The organism is Streptomyces sp. NPDC049837 (genome assembly GCF_040674455.1).
Classification (GTDB): Bacteria; Actinomycetota; Actinomycetes; order Streptomycetales; family Streptomycetaceae; genus Streptomyces.
On the sequence record NZ_JBFAMP010000002.1, the window covers coordinates 752,350 to 766,746 of the forward strand.

Annotated in this window: 14 protein-coding genes; 6 read left to right on the top strand and 8 right to left on the bottom strand. The window is 72.8% G+C overall.

The window, feature by feature from the left end:
- Positions 1-9: 9 nt before the first annotated feature.
- Together AB0J57_RS07950 and AB0J57_RS07955 are read right to left on the bottom strand one after the other, a co-directional pair.
- Positions 10-630 carry an L-threonylcarbamoyladenylate synthase gene (locus tag AB0J57_RS07950; protein ID WP_366127139.1) on the bottom strand — a complete coding sequence of 207 codons (621 nt, stop codon included), beginning with the start codon at positions 628-630 and terminating at the stop codon, positions 10-12.
- Positions 631-661: 31 nt separating this feature from the next.
- Positions 662-1,024: a hypothetical protein gene (locus AB0J57_RS07955; RefSeq protein WP_366127140.1), complete on the bottom strand. Its 363-nt coding sequence runs from the start codon at positions 1,022-1,024 to the stop codon at positions 662-664.
- A 117-nt stretch (positions 1,025-1,141) separates the two neighbouring features.
- Here AB0J57_RS07955 and AB0J57_RS07960 point away from each other — a divergent pair, with 117 nt between their 5' ends.
- The gene (locus tag AB0J57_RS07960) at positions 1,142-2,470 is read left to right on the top strand and encodes an alpha/beta hydrolase (protein ID WP_366127141.1); all 1,329 of its coding nucleotides are present in this window, start codon (positions 1,142-1,144) and stop codon (positions 2,468-2,470) included.
- Here AB0J57_RS07960 and AB0J57_RS07965 read toward each other — a convergent pair.
- A complete protein-coding gene (locus AB0J57_RS07965) occupies positions 2,396-3,187 on the bottom strand; it encodes an SGNH/GDSL hydrolase family protein (RefSeq protein ID WP_366127142.1) in 792 nt (263 codons plus the stop codon). The two genes, AB0J57_RS07960 and AB0J57_RS07965, sit on opposite strands and share 75 nt — an antisense overlap.
- Positions 3,174-3,746, bottom strand: a complete 573-nt coding sequence (locus AB0J57_RS07970) for a PadR family transcriptional regulator (RefSeq protein WP_366127143.1) — start codon at positions 3,744-3,746, stop codon at positions 3,174-3,176. Before AB0J57_RS07970 ends, AB0J57_RS07965 begins: the two co-directional genes overlap by 14 nt.
- Positions 3,747-3,858: 112 nt before the next feature.
- Between AB0J57_RS07970 and AB0J57_RS07975 the strand changes: the two genes are divergently transcribed.
- Positions 3,859-4,293, top strand: a complete 435-nt coding sequence (locus tag AB0J57_RS07975; RefSeq protein ID WP_366127182.1) for a nuclear transport factor 2 family protein — start codon at positions 3,859-3,861, stop codon at positions 4,291-4,293.
- On the opposite strand, the gene AB0J57_RS07980 is transcribed toward AB0J57_RS07975, so the two are convergent.
- Complete coding sequence (locus AB0J57_RS07980; RefSeq protein ID WP_366127144.1) at positions 4,290-7,214, bottom strand: tetratricopeptide repeat protein; 2,925 nt, start codon at positions 7,212-7,214, stop codon at positions 4,290-4,292. The two genes, AB0J57_RS07975 and AB0J57_RS07980, sit on opposite strands and share 4 nt — an antisense overlap.
- A 181-nt stretch (positions 7,215-7,395) precedes the next feature.
- Here AB0J57_RS07980 and AB0J57_RS07985 point away from each other — a divergent pair, with 181 nt between their 5' ends.
- The 3 genes from AB0J57_RS07985 (at position 7,396) to AB0J57_RS07995 (ending at position 10,454) form a co-directional block, all read left to right on the top strand.
- Positions 7,396-8,565 (top strand): serine hydrolase domain-containing protein, encoded by a 1,170-nt coding sequence (locus AB0J57_RS07985; protein WP_366127145.1) that lies wholly within the window; start codon positions 7,396-7,398, stop codon positions 8,563-8,565.
- A 59-nt stretch (positions 8,566-8,624) separates the two neighbouring features.
- Positions 8,625-9,665 carry an alpha/beta fold hydrolase gene (locus tag AB0J57_RS07990; protein ID WP_366127146.1) on the top strand — a complete coding sequence of 347 codons (1,041 nt, stop codon included), beginning with the start codon at positions 8,625-8,627 and terminating at the stop codon, positions 9,663-9,665.
- Positions 9,666-9,866: 201 nt separating this feature from the next.
- A complete protein-coding gene (locus AB0J57_RS07995; protein ID WP_366127147.1) occupies positions 9,867-10,454 on the top strand; it encodes a DinB family protein in 588 nt (195 codons plus the stop codon).
- A 103-nt stretch (positions 10,455-10,557) separates the two neighbouring features.
- Here AB0J57_RS07995 and AB0J57_RS08000 read toward each other — a convergent pair whose 3' ends face one another.
- Both AB0J57_RS08000 and AB0J57_RS08005 read right to left on the bottom strand, forming a co-directional pair.
- Positions 10,558-11,382, bottom strand: a complete 825-nt coding sequence (locus AB0J57_RS08000) for a hypothetical protein (protein WP_366127148.1) — start codon at positions 11,380-11,382, stop codon at positions 10,558-10,560.
- 197 nt (positions 11,383-11,579) lie between these two features.
- Entirely contained in the window at positions 11,580-12,584 is a 1,005-nt protein-coding gene (locus AB0J57_RS08005) for a DJ-1/PfpI family protein (protein WP_366127149.1), read from the bottom strand.
- 157 nt (positions 12,585-12,741) lie between these two features.
- Between AB0J57_RS08005 and AB0J57_RS08010 the strand changes: the two genes are divergently transcribed.
- Positions 12,742-13,203: a hypothetical protein gene (locus AB0J57_RS08010; protein WP_366127150.1), complete on the top strand. Its 462-nt coding sequence runs from the start codon at positions 12,742-12,744 to the stop codon at positions 13,201-13,203.
- A gap of 105 nt (positions 13,204-13,308) precedes the next feature.
- On the opposite strand, the gene AB0J57_RS08015 is transcribed toward AB0J57_RS08010, so the two are convergent.
- The gene (locus AB0J57_RS08015; protein WP_366127151.1) at positions 13,309-14,334 is read right to left on the bottom strand and encodes a hypothetical protein; all 1,026 of its coding nucleotides are present in this window, start codon (positions 14,332-14,334) and stop codon (positions 13,309-13,311) included.
- Between the last annotated feature and the right edge of the window lie 63 nt (positions 14,335-14,397).

Consider the following 14,397-nt stretch of genomic DNA (forward strand, 5'->3'; position numbering starts at 1 on the left):
CGCGTCCGGCTACTCGAACCGTGCCGGGTCGCCCGCCCCCCGGCGTACGACCTCGGCCTCGCCGCTGGAGAAGTCGACGACGGTGGTCGGCTCGGTGCCGCAGTCGCCCGAGTCGACCACGGCGTCCACCACGTGGTCGAGCCGCTCCTTGATCTCCCACCCCTGCGTCAGGGGCTCCTCCTCGTCCGGCAGCAGGAGGGTGCTGGAGAGCAGCGGCTCCCCGAGCTCGGCGAGCAGGGCCTGCGTGACCACGTGGTCGGGGATCCGGACGCCGACCGTCTTCTTCTTCGGGTGCAGCAGTTGGCGCGGCACCTCCTTCGTCGCCGGGAGGATGAAGGTGTAACTGCCGGGCGTCGCTGCCTTGATCGCCCGGAACACGTCGTTGTCGACGTGCACGAACTGCCCGAGCTGTGCGAAGTTCTCGCACACGAGGGTGAAGTGGTGACGGTCGTCGAGATTGCGGATGGACTTGATCCGGCCGATGCCGTCACGGTTGCCGAGCCGGCACCCCAGGGCGAAACAGGAGTCCGTCGGATACGCGACGAGCGCGCCGTCACGGATGATGTCGACCACGCTGCTGATGGTGCGCCGCTGAGGGTTTTCGGGGTGCACGTCGAAGTACTTCGCCATCCGCCGAGACTACGCGATCAGGCCCCCGCGCTCACGCGACCGGACGCCCGTCCCGCCGAGCAGCCGTCCATGTACGGCGCGGCCGTGCAACGACACGAGCGCCGCCGCGCCGGTCGAGTCTGCGGCCGCCCGGCGGGTGTCCCGCGCCCGCCGGCGGGACGAGCGCACCCGCCAGGGTGAACGCCACCGGCATGCCGGGCACGGACAGCGACACGGCGAGTGGCACGCCCCCCGTGGCCAGGGCGAGCTGCACCACCCGGTGGCCGAAACCGCCGGGAGCAGCGCCCAGGGCGCCCTTGTCCCGCCACAGGTCGCCGATCGAGGCGATGTCCAGGCCCCGGGCGACGCCGAGCGCGAGGAAGTTCCCGGTGACCGGACACCGGCCCGTTACCATCCCCGGCCGCGTCGCTCCATCGTTTCGGGTGGAGCCTGAACCATCGCCCGCGTTCCCTGGCGGAAGTCAGCATTCGTCAGACAAGACCGACGCCACAGAGGCACAAGGGGGATGTCCATGTTTCGCAGGAAGACCGGCACCGGGTACGAGGCAGCCACCGGGGTGGGCCGACGGGCCGTCATCGCCTCGGCGGTGTCGGCGTCCGCGCTGCTACTCGCCGGCGGCCGGGTGGCTCAGGCCCACGTCCGGGGCGGCGGCGACGTCACCCTGCGGTTGCCGGCGCCGAGCGGCCCGTACCGGATCGGGACCACCGCGCTGCACCTGGTCGACGAGCGCCGGCGCGACCCGTGGGACAGCGCCGTTCCCGTACGGGAGGTCATGGTCACGGTGTTCTATCCCGCGCGTACCGTCCATGGGTGTCCGCAGGCACCGCAGATGACGCCCGCCGCCGCCGGGGAGTTCGCGCGCTTCGACCCCGTGTACCTGCACAGGGAGCTGCCCGAGAGCGGGGTGGACTGGTCGGCCACCATGACGCACGCGTACACGGGCGCGCCCGCACTGCCGGTGCGGCGGCCCGTGCTGCTGTACAGCCCGGGAGGCGGCGATCCCCGCACATTCGGCACAGGTCTCGCCGAGGAACTGGCCGCTCACGGCTACGTGGTGGTGACCGTCGACCACCCCGGCGAACCGGGCGCGGTCGAGTTCCCCGGCGGCAGGGTACGCGGGTACGGCCTGCCCGGGACCCCCGCCGATCCGCGGGTCTTCCGCACCATGATGGCTACGCGGCTCGCGGACCTGCGGTTCGTCCTGGACGAGCTGACGGCGCTGGCGGGCGGCCGGAACCCCGATGCCTCTGCGCGCCCCCTGCCCGAGGATCTCGGCCGGGCCGTGGACGTGCGGCGGGTGGGCGTGTACGGGCACTCGGCGGGTGGGGCGGCCGCCGCCGAAGTGCTGTACGAGGACCGCCGTTTCGCCGCCGCCGTGAACATGGAGGGCTACCTCGATTATCCGCCGGACGCACCCGGCGAGGCGGGCGAGCTGCTGCCGGTCGCCCGGCACGGGGTGGACAGGCCGCTGTTCCTGTACGGGACCGACGGTTTCCGCGACGCGCGGCTGGAACGCTCCTGGTCGGCCATGGTCCGCCACCGGCCGCAGTGCACGCCCTGGCGCCGGATCGACCGCGCCGCGCACTGGGTCTTCACCGACTACGCGGCCATGGCGCCCCAGTTGCAGGCGGCCCGGCTGATGACCGCCGAGGAGCGGAACGGGTTCGTGGGCGCCATCCACCCGGCGCGCTCGGTGCCCTTGGTGCGCGGCCGGGTGCTCTCGTTCTTCTCCCGGCACCTGATGGAGGGCGGCACGGTGAGCGGCTCAGGGGCGCGGAGTCACGAGCAGGAGATCGGGACGTTTCGCGGTGCGGGCGTCACCGGAGGAACGGCCGCGTAGCCGGCGTCCGAGCCAGGGGCCGAGGAACGCGGCCGCCCAGCGCAGTTCGGCTCCGGCGGCGTGCCACGGCGACGTGGCCGCCCGGGGATGCGGGGGAGGCAGGGGGAGCGTCCAGCGGTCGTCGCTGCCGGGCAGGCCGATGGCGTGGGCCACGGCCGCGGCGATCCGCTCGTGGCCGAGGGGACTGGCGTGCAGCCGGTCCTCGCTCCACAGCCGTGGGTCGGTGCATACGGCGTGCCCGCCGGTGTCGGCCACCGTGACGCCGTGGCGGGCGGCCGCCGCGCGGATACGGGTGTTGAGGTCGAACACGCGGGACCTGAGCGGTCGGGCGAGCGGCACGATCCGCCCCACGTCCGGGAACGTCAGCGTCACCACCCGGGCCCCGGTGGCGGTGAGCGCGGCGAACATCTCCTCCAGGTGCCCGGCCACCTCCCCGGCGTCGAAGCGGGGCCGCAGCAGGTCGTTGACCCCCGCGACGACGGTGGCGAGGCCGGGGCGGAGCGCCAGGGCGGGGGCGAGCTGTTCGGCGCGGACCTGGCCGGCGAGACGTCCCCGCACGGCCAGATTGGCGTACCGGAGACCCGGTTCGGCGGCCGCGAGGTGCTCGGCGAGCCGGTCGGCCCAGCCCCGCAGGCCCACCGCGTCGTCCCCGTCGCCGACGCCCTCCGTCATGCTGTCGCCGAGGGCGACGTATCGCAGGTGGTCACCGCTCGGCATGAGCCGTCTCCATTCTGGCCCGCAGGACGGCTGCGATCCGCAGGCACCAGTCGCGGTGCTCCTGCTCGAAGGACAGGCCGCGCAGGCATGTCAGGTACGGCCCGATCCGCTCGCCCCGGAGCAGGAAGTCCTCCTCGTCCGCGTCGCCGCGCATCTGCCGCAGCAGTTGGTCCAGCAGCTCGATCTTGGCCTCGGCCGCGGACGCCCGCTCCTCTAGCTGCTCGATCACGGGACCGGTGCCGATGCGGTCGGCGGCCTGGACCTTGACGAGCAGGTCGTCACGGATGAACGACGGCTTGGACACGGCGGCGGCGAACTTCTCCAGCTCGGCGCGACCCGCCTCGGTGACCCGGAACAGCCGCTTGTTGGGCCGGGACTCCTGCACCACCTGGCGGCCCGCGACGAGCCCGTCCTTCTCCAGCTTGGTCAGCTCGGCGTAGAGCTGCTGGGGCAGCGCGTGCCAGAAGTTCGCCACGCCGATGTCGAACGCCTTCGCCAACTGGTAGCCGCTGTACTCGCCGTCCAGCAGCGCCGCCAGCACGGCATGCCGCAAGGCCATCGGAGCCGGCCCCCTTCCCTTTTCTCGCCCTGCCCCGCATCATACTCAAAAATGTGAGTACTCAGATTTTTGAGTATGGAGCAGGAGTGAGGAGACAGGAGTGAGCGTGAGCATGGAGAAGGCCGCCGAGCGCTTCCGCGACGCCGTGGAGAAGCGCGATCTCACCGCACTGGACGACTTGTTCACCGAGGACATCCGCCTCTACAGCCCGGTGAAGTTCACCCCCTTCGAGGGCAAGCCCATGGTGCTGGGGCTCTTCGGCGTCCTGATGCGCACCTTCGAGGACTTCCGCTACGTCGGACACTTCGAGGGCACGGCCGAGACCAGCCGCGACGGTGTAGCGACGCCGTCGGTGATCCTGCCCTTCCGGGCCACCGCCGGGGGCAAGCAGATCCACGGCATCGATCTGCTCCACACCGACGAGACGGGCCGGATCAAGGAGTTCACGGTCATGGTCCGGCCCCAGTCCGCCGTGCACGCCCTGGGTGAGGCGGTTCTCGCCGGCCTGGTCGCCGACGGTCTCGTCCCCGAGCCCGCCGACCGCTAGAGCGGGTCGCCGAGGCTGCGGCGGAGCCGGTCGGCGGCGTCGGCGCGGCCTTCGGCGGCGAGCTGTTCGGCGAGCCGGGAGCCGACCGCGTACCGCAGCCCCTTGATCGCCCGTGGAACGGCCCCGAACCGCTCGATGACGCCCGTCGCCTCGCTGAACAGGGCGACCGCCTCGTCCAGCCGGGCCCCGCCCGCCTCCGCCCGGATACCCGTGGCGTTGAGGAGGGTGAACGCGAACCGTGGCGCGATCTCCGGGTCGGCCTCGGCCATCCGGCGGCGTACGTCCGCGCACTCGTCCGCCACCGCGACCGCCTCGTCCAGCCGGCGTCCGACCAGCAGCATGGTGCTCAGCGCGCCGAGCGCCTCGGCCAGCGCGTGCGCATGGGCTTCCGGCTGACGCGCCGCCAGCCGGCGCAGGATCGCCACGCCTTCGTACGCCGCCGGCAGCCCGTCCGCCGGCCGGCCCGCCTGGAGCAGCCGGAGGGCGAGCCCCGACAGTACGTCCGCCAGGGCGGGCTCGTGGACAGCGGGGTTCACGGCGGCGAGCCGCCGGTAGAGGTCCGCCGCCTCGCGCGCCGTGGGCACGCCGTCATGGTGGCCCGTGCGGGCGAGGGCCGCGGCGAGGTTGGACAGGGCGTTGGCGAGGGCCGGGGTGTACGCGGACGGCTGCGCCGCCGCGAGCCGGCGCAGGATGGCCACGCCCTCGCGCACCGTCGTCACGGCCTCCTCCGGCCGGCCGGTGTTCCCGTGGCACAGCCCGAGCGCGACCAACGCCGCCGACAGGTCCGGCTCGTGCCGCCCCGGATCGGCCGCGGCCAGCCTCCGGTGCAGGGCCACGCACTCCTCCGCGGCGGCAGCCGCTTCCTCCCAGCGGTCCGCACGGGACAGGTCGCGCCCCAGCGTGAGCAGGGCGCCCGCGAGAGTGGGCAGGAACCGCTCGTCGTCGCCGGACAGCCGCCGCAGCACCGTTACGGCTTCCTCCGTGACCGCCAGCGCCTCCGCACGCCGCCCGAGCGACGCGAGCCGGGTGCCGTGCGTCTTCAGCGCCACGGCGAGGTTGGCCTCGACCTCCCGGGCCGTGGCAGGGTCCGGAATCCGGCGCGGATCGATCGCCCGGAACTCCGTCAGGGCGGTTTCGGACGCGGCCAGGGCCTCCTCCAGCCGCCCGGCGTGGTAGAGCCGGATGCCGTGTTGATGGTGCTGGACCGCGTGGTCGTTGGGGTTCGCGGCGCGCGCCAGCCGGTGCGGAAGCAGCCGGCCGCTCACGGCGGCGATGCCCGCGTCCAGGTCGGTACTCGGCCGCTGGTACGACGGGAAGTGCGCGGCGATGGCCTCAAGGAGCTCCAGGGGGATGTCGTCGAGCGCGGCCAGAGTGGTCAGCGCCGTGCTGCCACCGGCGACGGCGAGCCGCGGGGCGGCTTCGAGGAGCGGGAACAGATGCCGTTCACCCACGTGCGGCCACCGCTGGGCGGCGGCAGCCAGGAAGGTCACGGCACGCGGCGTCCACGTCGCGCGTGTGCCGCCGGGCGCGTCAGGGGCGTTGTCGGGTGCCGGCACGACTCCCGGTGCTTCAGGGACGTTGGGTGCCGGCGGGACGTCCGGTGTCTTAGCGGCCTGGGGTGTCGGCGGGATCCCCGGTGTCTCAGCGGCGCCGTGGGCTCCACCCGTGAGCAGGGTGCCGACCGTGTGGGCCGCCCACGACTGGGGCGGGTAGTCGGCCTGGTGTCCGGGGAGGGTGAGCGCCAGGAAGTCCTCGCTGAGCCGGTCCGGGTAGAGCGGTTCCAGTACGGTCTCCCGGGCCGGGTCCGCCGGCGGGTAGCACACGGCGTGGTCGGCGAGGACCCGTTCGACCGGTAACCGCAGGCCCAGCCCGCCGAGGGCGGTACGCCCCGCCGCCGGCGCCACGGGTCCGGTGAGGGCCGCGGTGAAGACCGTACGGTTCATGACGTCGGGCGGCGTGACGAACGCCCTGCCGGACGGGGCGACCTCGTGGCCGCCGTCGCCGTGGAGCCGCGCCCAGTGCAGGTGCTCCCGGTCCAGGAGGTAACTGGTCAGTCCGGCCAGGTCGGTCGGCGCGCGGCGGCCGGAACTGCGGGCGTCGACGGCGACCAGCGCGGCCATGTGCACCGCCAGGGTCAGGCCGAAGTCCGCGCCGGTGAGCGCGGCGGGCGGGGTGATCCCGGCGGGCGGGACACCGTACCGGGCGGCGAAGCTGTCCCGGGCGACGGCGAACATCTCCGCACGCGGCGCCACCGGCGCGGCCCCGTCGAGGGTGGGGGACTCGTCGGACAGGGGCGGCAGGAACAGCGACGACGTGCCGGCGCGGCGATCGGCCAGGGCGGCGCGGACCCCGGGCCACGCGTCGTCGCCACGCGCGAGCAGCAGCACGCGTGCGCCACGCCCGTCGGGCCGGTCCAGCAGCGTGTTGCCCAACAGCAGCGACAGGTGCGACAGCGGCCAGCGGTCGGCGTAGTCGACGATCAGCAGCGTCCCGGGTTCCGGCCCTGCCCCGGCGCCGGCCCGGAGGTCCTGGCTCCCCGGAGGCGGCAGTACGGTGCCCGGGCCGTGCGCGGCGGTGACGACCAGCCACCCGTCGCCCGCCGCCTCCTCCGCGAACCGCTCGGCGAGCCGCGTCTTGCCCTGGCCGCCCGGCGCGTGCAGCCACCGCACGGCAAGCCGCGCACCGTCGTCCCGCCAGCGCCGCAGCGACGCCAGCTCGGCCGCGCGCCCGGTGAACTCCACGACCCGGAACCGGGCGTTGAGCATCCGGCTCGGCACCTCGCGCAGGAAACCGTCGTCGGGCGTGTGGGCCGGTGCCCAGCGCTGGAGCAGGTACACCGGTACGCCGTCGCCGAAGACATGGACGTCCGCGCCGACCACACCGTACGCGAAGCCGCTCTCCGCGCGTACCGACTGCCTCACGAGCCACAGACCTCCTCGCACACGAGAACGACCGGGGCGGTCACTGTCGGGCAAGCGTACGTCGCGCCCTCCCGCGACGAACCGACGATGATCAAAAATCGCTACGCCGTTGTCCACTTGGCCGGATAGAAAGGCTGCTGCGAAGAACGACCGAACAGATCTGATCACGTGGAGCGACGGCATGGCAGCGGCGGACATATACGGCACCTGTGCGCCCGGATTCGAGGGCGTACGGGAGGAGTTCGCCCGCGGCTTCGCCGAACGCGGCGACATCGGCGCGGCGGTGAGCGCCACCGTGGACGGTGAGACCGTCGTCGACCTGTGGGGCGGCAGCGCCGACGCCGAGGGCGTCCGGCCGTGGCAGCGCGACACCCTGGTGACCGTCTACTCGACCACCAAGGGGCTCACCGCCCTCTGCGCGCACGTGCTCGCCGACCGCGGGGCACTCGATCTCGACGCGCCCGTGGCGGCGTACTGGCCCGAGTTCGCCCAGGAGGGCAAGGCGGACATCCCCGTGCGCTGGCTGCTGAGCCACCGCGCCGGACTGATCGCCACCAGGGAGCCGCTCACGGTCGAGGAGGTCCACGACTGGGACCGGGCCTGCGCGGCGATCGCCGCCACCCGGCCCTGGTGGGAGCCCGGGACGGCGGCCGGATACCACGGCATGACCTTCGGGTTCCTGGTCGGCGAGGTCGTACGGCGCATCACGGGGCAGTCCCTCGGCACCTTCCTGCGCACCGAGATCGCCGAACCGCTCGGCGCCGACCTCTTCATCGGTACCCCCGAGTCCGAGCACGCGCGGTGCGCCGACATGGTCGGTCACCCGGATCTGTCACGGCTGGCCGACACCGTTCCCGGGGCTCCGCAGCCGCCGGTGCCGTCGATGGACGTACACCCCCTGGCGCCCGCGATCCTGGCGCTGGGCCACCTGCCCTTCGGGGAGGTCAACACCGCGGCTTTCCGCAGCGCCGAGATCCCGGCCACCAACGCCTTCGCCACGGCCCGCGGGCTCGCCACCGTCTACGGAGCCGTGGCGAACGGCACGTTGGTCGGCGAGGGCACCCTGGAGTCCATGCGGACCCGGCAGGCCTCCCCGGGCGAGCCGGACCTCGTGATGGGCGACGCAGGCGCGTGGACACTGGGCTTCAAGCTCAATGAGGGCGGCGCCGGCCCCAACCCCCGGGCGTTCGGCCACGCGGGCGCGGGCGGCTCGTACGCCTTCGCCGATCCGGAGAACCGGGTCTCGTACGCGTACACCATGAACAAGTACGTCAACGGCGGTAGCGACGACGACCGGCGCAGTGACAGCCTCGTCCGGGCCCTGTACGCGGCACTGGGGCAGAGGTCCTGACGGCACCGCATGGCCGGATTCCGACGATCAGTGCGGCGCCGGCTCATAGATTCACCCGTATGACTGACGAGACTTACGCAACTGACGTGATGGGCGAGTCGGGGACGGCCGGCAGGAGTGGACGATCCCGCCGTACGGTCCTGAGGGCCGCCGCCATGGCCGGTGCCGGCGCCGTCGCCTCGGTGGGCGCGGGGACCACGCCGGCCGTGGCGGCGTCCGCCCAGGGCGCGGCCACGGGACGGCGCCGCTCCACCGCACCCACCTTCGTCCTGGTGCACGGCTCCGGCAGCAACTCCTACGGCTGGTCCCCGCTCGTGGCCGAGCTGGCGCTGCGCGGGCACCGCGCGGTCGCGGTGGACCTCCCCGGTCACGGCCCCGGGGCGTACTTCCCGCTCTCCTACCAGGCACCCCAGGACCTGGAGCGGCTCCGTACCGAGCCGTCCCCGCTGGGTAAGGTGACGCTGGCCGACTGCGCCGAGCACGTGACCGGCGTGGTACGGCGGGCACACCGCAACGGACCGGTGGTGCTGGTCGGCCAGAGCATGGGCGGTGCCACCCTCAACGCCGTCGCGAACCAGGTGCCGGAACTGCTCGCGCACCTGGTCTACGCCGCGGCCTTCTGCCCGGCGAAGACGGCCACGGTGATGGAGCTCATGCTCACCCCCGAGGGTTCCACCAGCGCCCTGCTCCGACTGGGCGGTGTACCGACACCACGCGAACTGGGCGTCAACCGCGTCAACTGGCGCACCAACGACCCCGCCTTCTTCCGGACCGCCAAGGAGGCGCTGGCCGCCGACTACCCGGACGACGAGGTCCGCGCGCTGCTCAACATCCTGGAACCGGACGAGTCCGCCGCCATCGCGGTGACCGACGCCCGCGGCCTGCCGGAGCGGTGGGGCCGGGTCCCGCGCACGTATCTGCGCTTCACCGAGGACCGCTCGATCCCGCCCGCGCTCCAGGACCTGATGATCCGCGAGGCCGACGAGCTGACCCCGAGGAACCGCTTCCGCGTACGCTCCCTCCCCGCACCGCACATCGGCCCCCGCGACCCCGCCCTCCTCGCCGACGAACTGGAGCGGGTCGCGCGGCTCTGCGCCTGAGCGACGTCAACCCGCTGTGCCGAATGCAGCCGCCGGCGATCTCCCGGTGTCTCGGCGCGTCTCCGGCATTCAGGCGACTGGCGACCTCTTCGAGCAGCTCGGCTTCACCGCCCCTGCCCGCCGGCGACGACCTCGATCCCCAAGGGCTACGCGAACAACAAAGGAGGTGAACGGCGAGCGCCCGGGCGGCAGACTGGCCCCGTGATCGGAACAGACCCCAAGACGGATCTTCACGTCTACCTCCAGGACGCTCGCGAGGCCTTGTTGTGGAAACTGGAAGGGCTCTCGGAATACGACATCCGCCGTCCCATGACACCGACCGGTACCAACCTGTTGGGACTGGTGAAACACGTGACCGGTGCCGAGGCGCTGTACTTCGGCTCCACCTTCGGACGCCCGGTCGACGCACCGCCGCTCTGGGTCACAGGGGACGCCGAGCCCAACGCGGATCTGTGGGCGACCGCCGAGGAGACGCGTGAGGAGATAGTGGCGCACTACCGCCGCGTGTGCGCCCACTCGGACGCGACGATCGAGTCGCTCGGCCTCGACGCGGTCGGCCGCCTGCCGGGAGGAGACCGGAGCGAGGTGACGCTTCACCGGATTCTCGTCCACATGATCGCCGAGACGGACCGGCACGTGGGGCATGCCGACATCCTCCGGGAACTCATCGACGGAACCGTGGGACTACGGAAGCGGGGCGACAACATGCCGCCCGGCGACTCCGCGTGGTGGGAGGGTCATCGCGACCGGCTGGAGCGCGTCGCCAGGGAAACCGGCCGAGGGGCGTAGACCACTGCCCGAGCCCACTGTTGCACGGGAGCCGGGCGGAGTGTGCAGGCCCCCCGGCCGCCGGAACGGCTGCCGGGGCGGGGCTGCGTGGCGGGGGAAGGGCTCAGCTCGCGGGGGCCTGGTACAGGCCGCGGCCTGCCCGGCGGGCACGGGACGTTGCGACGAGACGGTCGAGGGTGCTGCGTACGGTGTTGATGGCACCGGTGGAGTCGTCGCGGCCGAGCTCCTTGGCCACGTCGCGGGCGCGCAGAGGAGTGTCACCGTTCCGGGCCAGTACGGCGGCGACCTGCTCGGTCAGGCCGGTGTTCTGCGCGGCGGGGGAGGCGGCGTTGCCCGCCGTCTTCTCGGCCTTCCGGACGTTCTTGGCCTTCGTCGTCTTCGCGGTGCTCGGGCTCTTCGCCGTGCTCTTCGCGGTCTTCGTCGCCTTGACGGCGCTGGTCTTCTTGGCCGGGCGGGACTTGGCCGCCGGCTTCGTGGACTTGGCCGGCCTGGCCGGCTTCTTGGGGGCGGTGGCGCTCTTGCGCGCGGGGGCAGTGGAGCGAGGCGTGCGCTGTGCCGGGACGTCCGGTGTGGTGGCCGGCTCCGGGACTGCCTCGGGCTGGGGCTCGGGGGTGGGCTCCGACGCTGCCTCGGCCTCCGGGGCCGGTGCCGGCTCGTCTTCCGGTACGGGCTCGGCAGTGGGGGCGGCGGGGGCCGGCGCCACCGGTTCGTCGGCTCGCGCCTGTGCTTCGTCGCGGGGAGCCGGGACGGCCGCGGTGGCGAGGGCCTCGAGCGCGGTGAGGGCGCCGCGGACGGATTCGAGCCGCTCGGTGACGGCCGCGAGGTCCTTCTCCAGCGCCTGCTGGTGCTGCTCGAGTTGGGGGAGCTCCTCCCTCAACAGTGCGGTGGTCGCCTCGATGCTGCTTGCTGCGGTGGCCGGTGTGAGCATGGGTCCTCCTGCGGGCCGGTGGCGTATGTGAAGGATGGGAACTGTGCCGAAGGGTACGGCCGCGGTGTTGTGTCAAGCAAACAAGAGCCGTCACTCGCTTCACGAACGCATGACGGGTCGTGGGCCAACTGTTGTGCTCCACAGGCGTGTTGTTGTGTTGTGGTGATCGAAGTCGGAGTCGGCGTCCCGGTTCACCCTCACCCGGACAGTTGTGCGGACTGCGTGGCCCGGTAGCGGGAAGGCGACACCCCGTACCGGCTGGTGAACGCCTGGCGCAGTGACTCCACGGTGCCGAAGCCGCAGCGGGCGGCCACACTCGCCATGGGCAGCGTGGTGGACGCGAGGAGTTGTGCGGCGGCCTCGGTACGGGCCTGCCGGACGAAACGGCCCGGTGCCTGCCCGAGGTGCTCGGTGAACAGCCGGGTGAGGTGACGTGGCGTCACCCCCGCGCGTGCGGCGAGCGTCGCGGTGCCGAGGTCGTGGCCGGGGTGGGCGGTGATGTGTTCGACGAGCTCGCGGACCAGCGTGTTGCGGGGCGGCGGGGCTGCGGTGAACAGGCTCATCTGCGCCTGGTTTCCCGGCCGTTGCAGGTAGACGACCAGGCCCCGGGCCACCTTGCGGGCCAGTTCGGGGCCGTGGTCCTCCTCGATGAACGCGAGGGTCAGGTCCAGCGCGCTGGTGACGCCCGCGGCCGTGTACACGTTCCCGTCGCGAACGTAAATGGGCGCCGGGTCCATGGTGACTCCCGGGTACCGGGCGGCGATGTGCGGCGCGTACCGCCAGTGCGTGGTGGCGCGGCGCCCTTCCAGCAGCCCGGCGGCGGCCAGTACGCCCGCTCCCGTGCACACGGACGCCACCCGCCTGCTCTCCCTGGCCAGGCGCCGGACGTGCCCCACGATGCCGGGGTCGTCCGCCGCCCGCTCGAATCCCGTGCCGCCCGAGACGATCAGTGTGTCGAGCGGGCCCACGAGCCGTTCGAGGGACTGCTGACTCCCAAGGCTCAGCCCCGAGTCGCAGACGATCGGACCGCCACTCGGGCCGACCACGGTCACCCGGTACGGCACGGCCGGGGCACCGATGGTGTTGGCCATGGCCAGGCTCGTAGTCACACACGCGATGTCCAGCAACTCGGCCGCCGCGTAGCCGACCACCACCATGCGCCGCTCCGCGATGCACCGTTCTGTTATGCGCCGTTCCGCCATGGGGTGACCCTATGGCGGAAGGACAGGTACCCCAAGGCGGCGGACATCGATTCCGTCGCCGCGCGCGGCCGGGGCCGACAGAGCCGGACACTGGCGCCAGGGGCCCCACGGTTTCGCCCCTCGCCCAACGCCCGGCCCCTCACCCTCGGGAGACGCCATGACAACCGACTCCACGCGCGACCACCGTGCCGAGACCTCACACTCGGGCAGGGCGGGCGTCCTCGGCGCCGTCGTACACCGGTGGCCCACCGTGCTGGCGCTCGCCCTGGTGGTGGTCACCTTCTTCGACGGCGTACCGCCCCTGCGGCTGCTGGCCGCCCTCCTCGTCGTCATGCCGCTGTGCTACCTGCTCTTCGGGGCGCTACGCGGTGAACTGCGCCGGCCGGCGGTCCTCGTCCTCCAGACCGCGGGTCTCCTCGGCTTCGCCGCCCTGGCCCTGATCGCCCTGGCCGTCGACGACGGCACCCTCGGCCGTTACGTCCTGGCCGCCGGCTGGCTGGCCCACGCCGTCTGGGACTTCGCCCACCACCGCACCGGCAGAGTCGTCCCGCGGGCATGGTCGGAGTGGTGCTGCGTCGTCGATGCCTTCGGCGCGGTGGCGATCGTCGTCATGGCCTAGGGGCGTCGTATGGATCATCTGTAGTTGGCCAGGGCTGCTGACCGAAGAGTCGATCGCGGTACCGATTGTGGCGTACGCGTCGGCGCGGAGGACTTCCGCAAGGGCTCATTGGACCAGTTCGATGTGGGGGTGGGACGCGTCGGCCGGGCAGGCGTGGAGCTGGAGGCTGGAGCCGCGGGCGATCCCGATCAGGGTCAAGTTCGCGGGCGGAGCGCCGAGGAGGAGTGGGGTCGGGTTGGTCCGCTCCTCCTCAGGGGCCCAGCTGTCGCTGTCGGCGTCCCATTCGAGGGTGGCGATGGTGAGGAGCGGGAGCGCCTCGGTGCCGCACTCCGGGCAGCGGCGGGGCATGGGGTCGGACAGGCCCCAGCGGGACCAGCCGCCGGTCTTCCAGCCGGGGGAAGTGGACAGCTCGCTCTCGTAGAACTCGCGCGGAGTGGCGGGGCAGGAGCCGTCCCACCGGCTCGGGTCGCCCAGCTCCTGCCGCAGCTCCTCGTCCAGCTCCATGAGGGCGGGGTACTCCGTGACCCGCTCCGGTGCCAGCAGGGACGGCTCCGGGAGATAGCCCTGGGACTTGATCGCGGGTGGTTCGGGCGGCGTGTCGAGGACGTCGGTGACGGTGCTGGCGGAGCGCCAGAAGACCGCGGTGCGGGGGTGGCTCGGGTGGTCGAAGGGGCACCACAGGACCTGCAGGAGGTCGGCCCCGGGCGGGCTGAACGGGAGAGGGACGTCACGGGCGTACAGCTGGGCGACAGGGAGCAGGGGTACCGGGTCCTCGGGCCAGGGGCGGCCCTGGAGGATCCGCTTCTCGGTGGCCAGTTCCTCGGGCGTGGGCCGGGAGGCCGGGCTGCCGAGGTGCCGCCGGCTTGTTATCGCCGCTTGGTTGGTGCGGAGGAGCCGGATGTCGTCCGGGGACAGAACCCTGCGCGTCGCACCCCTCTCGTGCGGCTCGTCGCAGTGCGGCCACGGCTCGTCGGCGGGCCACAGGAGCGGCCCGCCGACGGAACTGTCATGCACGGTCGGCGATCCGGGGCGCGGGTGCAGCCGGGTCGCCGTGCGCGCCAGCGGGGCCAGTTGAGGAAAGAGCGCGGTCACGTCGACTGGCCGCGGCGGGGTGGTGAATATGGCGTTCATGGCGGTGATGCTGCCAGCAGCGTCTGACAATGGGTGCACCGATCCACGTCAGCTGACACTGCG

Excerpts from the sequence above, each read along its gene's own strand:
- AB0J57_RS07960 (WP_366127141.1), top strand. The coding sequence starts at position 1,142 with ATGTTTCGCAGGAAGACCGGCACCGGGTACGAGGCAGCCACCGGGGTG.
- AB0J57_RS07965 (WP_366127142.1), bottom strand. The coding sequence starts at position 3,187 with ATGCCGAGCGGTGACCACCTGCGATACGTCGCCCTCGGCGACAGCATG.
- AB0J57_RS07990 (WP_366127146.1), top strand. The coding sequence starts at position 8,625 with ATGACTGACGAGACTTACGCAACTGACGTGATGGGCGAGTCGGGGACG.
- AB0J57_RS08015 (WP_366127151.1), bottom strand. The coding sequence starts at position 14,334 with ATGAACGCCATATTCACCACCCCGCCGCGGCCAGTCGACGTGACCGCG.
- AB0J57_RS07975 (WP_366127182.1), top strand. The coding sequence starts at position 3,859 with ATGGAGAAGGCCGCCGAGCGCTTCCGCGACGCCGTGGAGAAGCGCGAT.
- AB0J57_RS08010 (WP_366127150.1), top strand. The coding sequence starts at position 12,742 with ATGACAACCGACTCCACGCGCGACCACCGTGCCGAGACCTCACACTCG.
- AB0J57_RS08000 (WP_366127148.1), bottom strand. The coding sequence starts at position 11,382 with ATGCTCACACCGGCCACCGCAGCAAGCAGCATCGAGGCGACCACCGCA.
- AB0J57_RS07955 (WP_366127140.1), bottom strand. The coding sequence starts at position 1,024 with ATGGTAACGGGCCGGTGTCCGGTCACCGGGAACTTCCTCGCGCTCGGC.
- AB0J57_RS08005 (WP_366127149.1), bottom strand. The coding sequence starts at position 12,584 with ATGGCGGAACGGCGCATAACAGAACGGTGCATCGCGGAGCGGCGCATG.
- AB0J57_RS07985 (WP_366127145.1), top strand. The coding sequence starts at position 7,396 with ATGGCAGCGGCGGACATATACGGCACCTGTGCGCCCGGATTCGAGGGC.
- AB0J57_RS07950 (WP_366127139.1), bottom strand. The coding sequence starts at position 630 with ATGGCGAAGTACTTCGACGTGCACCCCGAAAACCCTCAGCGGCGCACC.
- AB0J57_RS07970 (WP_366127143.1), bottom strand. The coding sequence starts at position 3,746 with ATGGCCTTGCGGCATGCCGTGCTGGCGGCGCTGCTGGACGGCGAGTAC.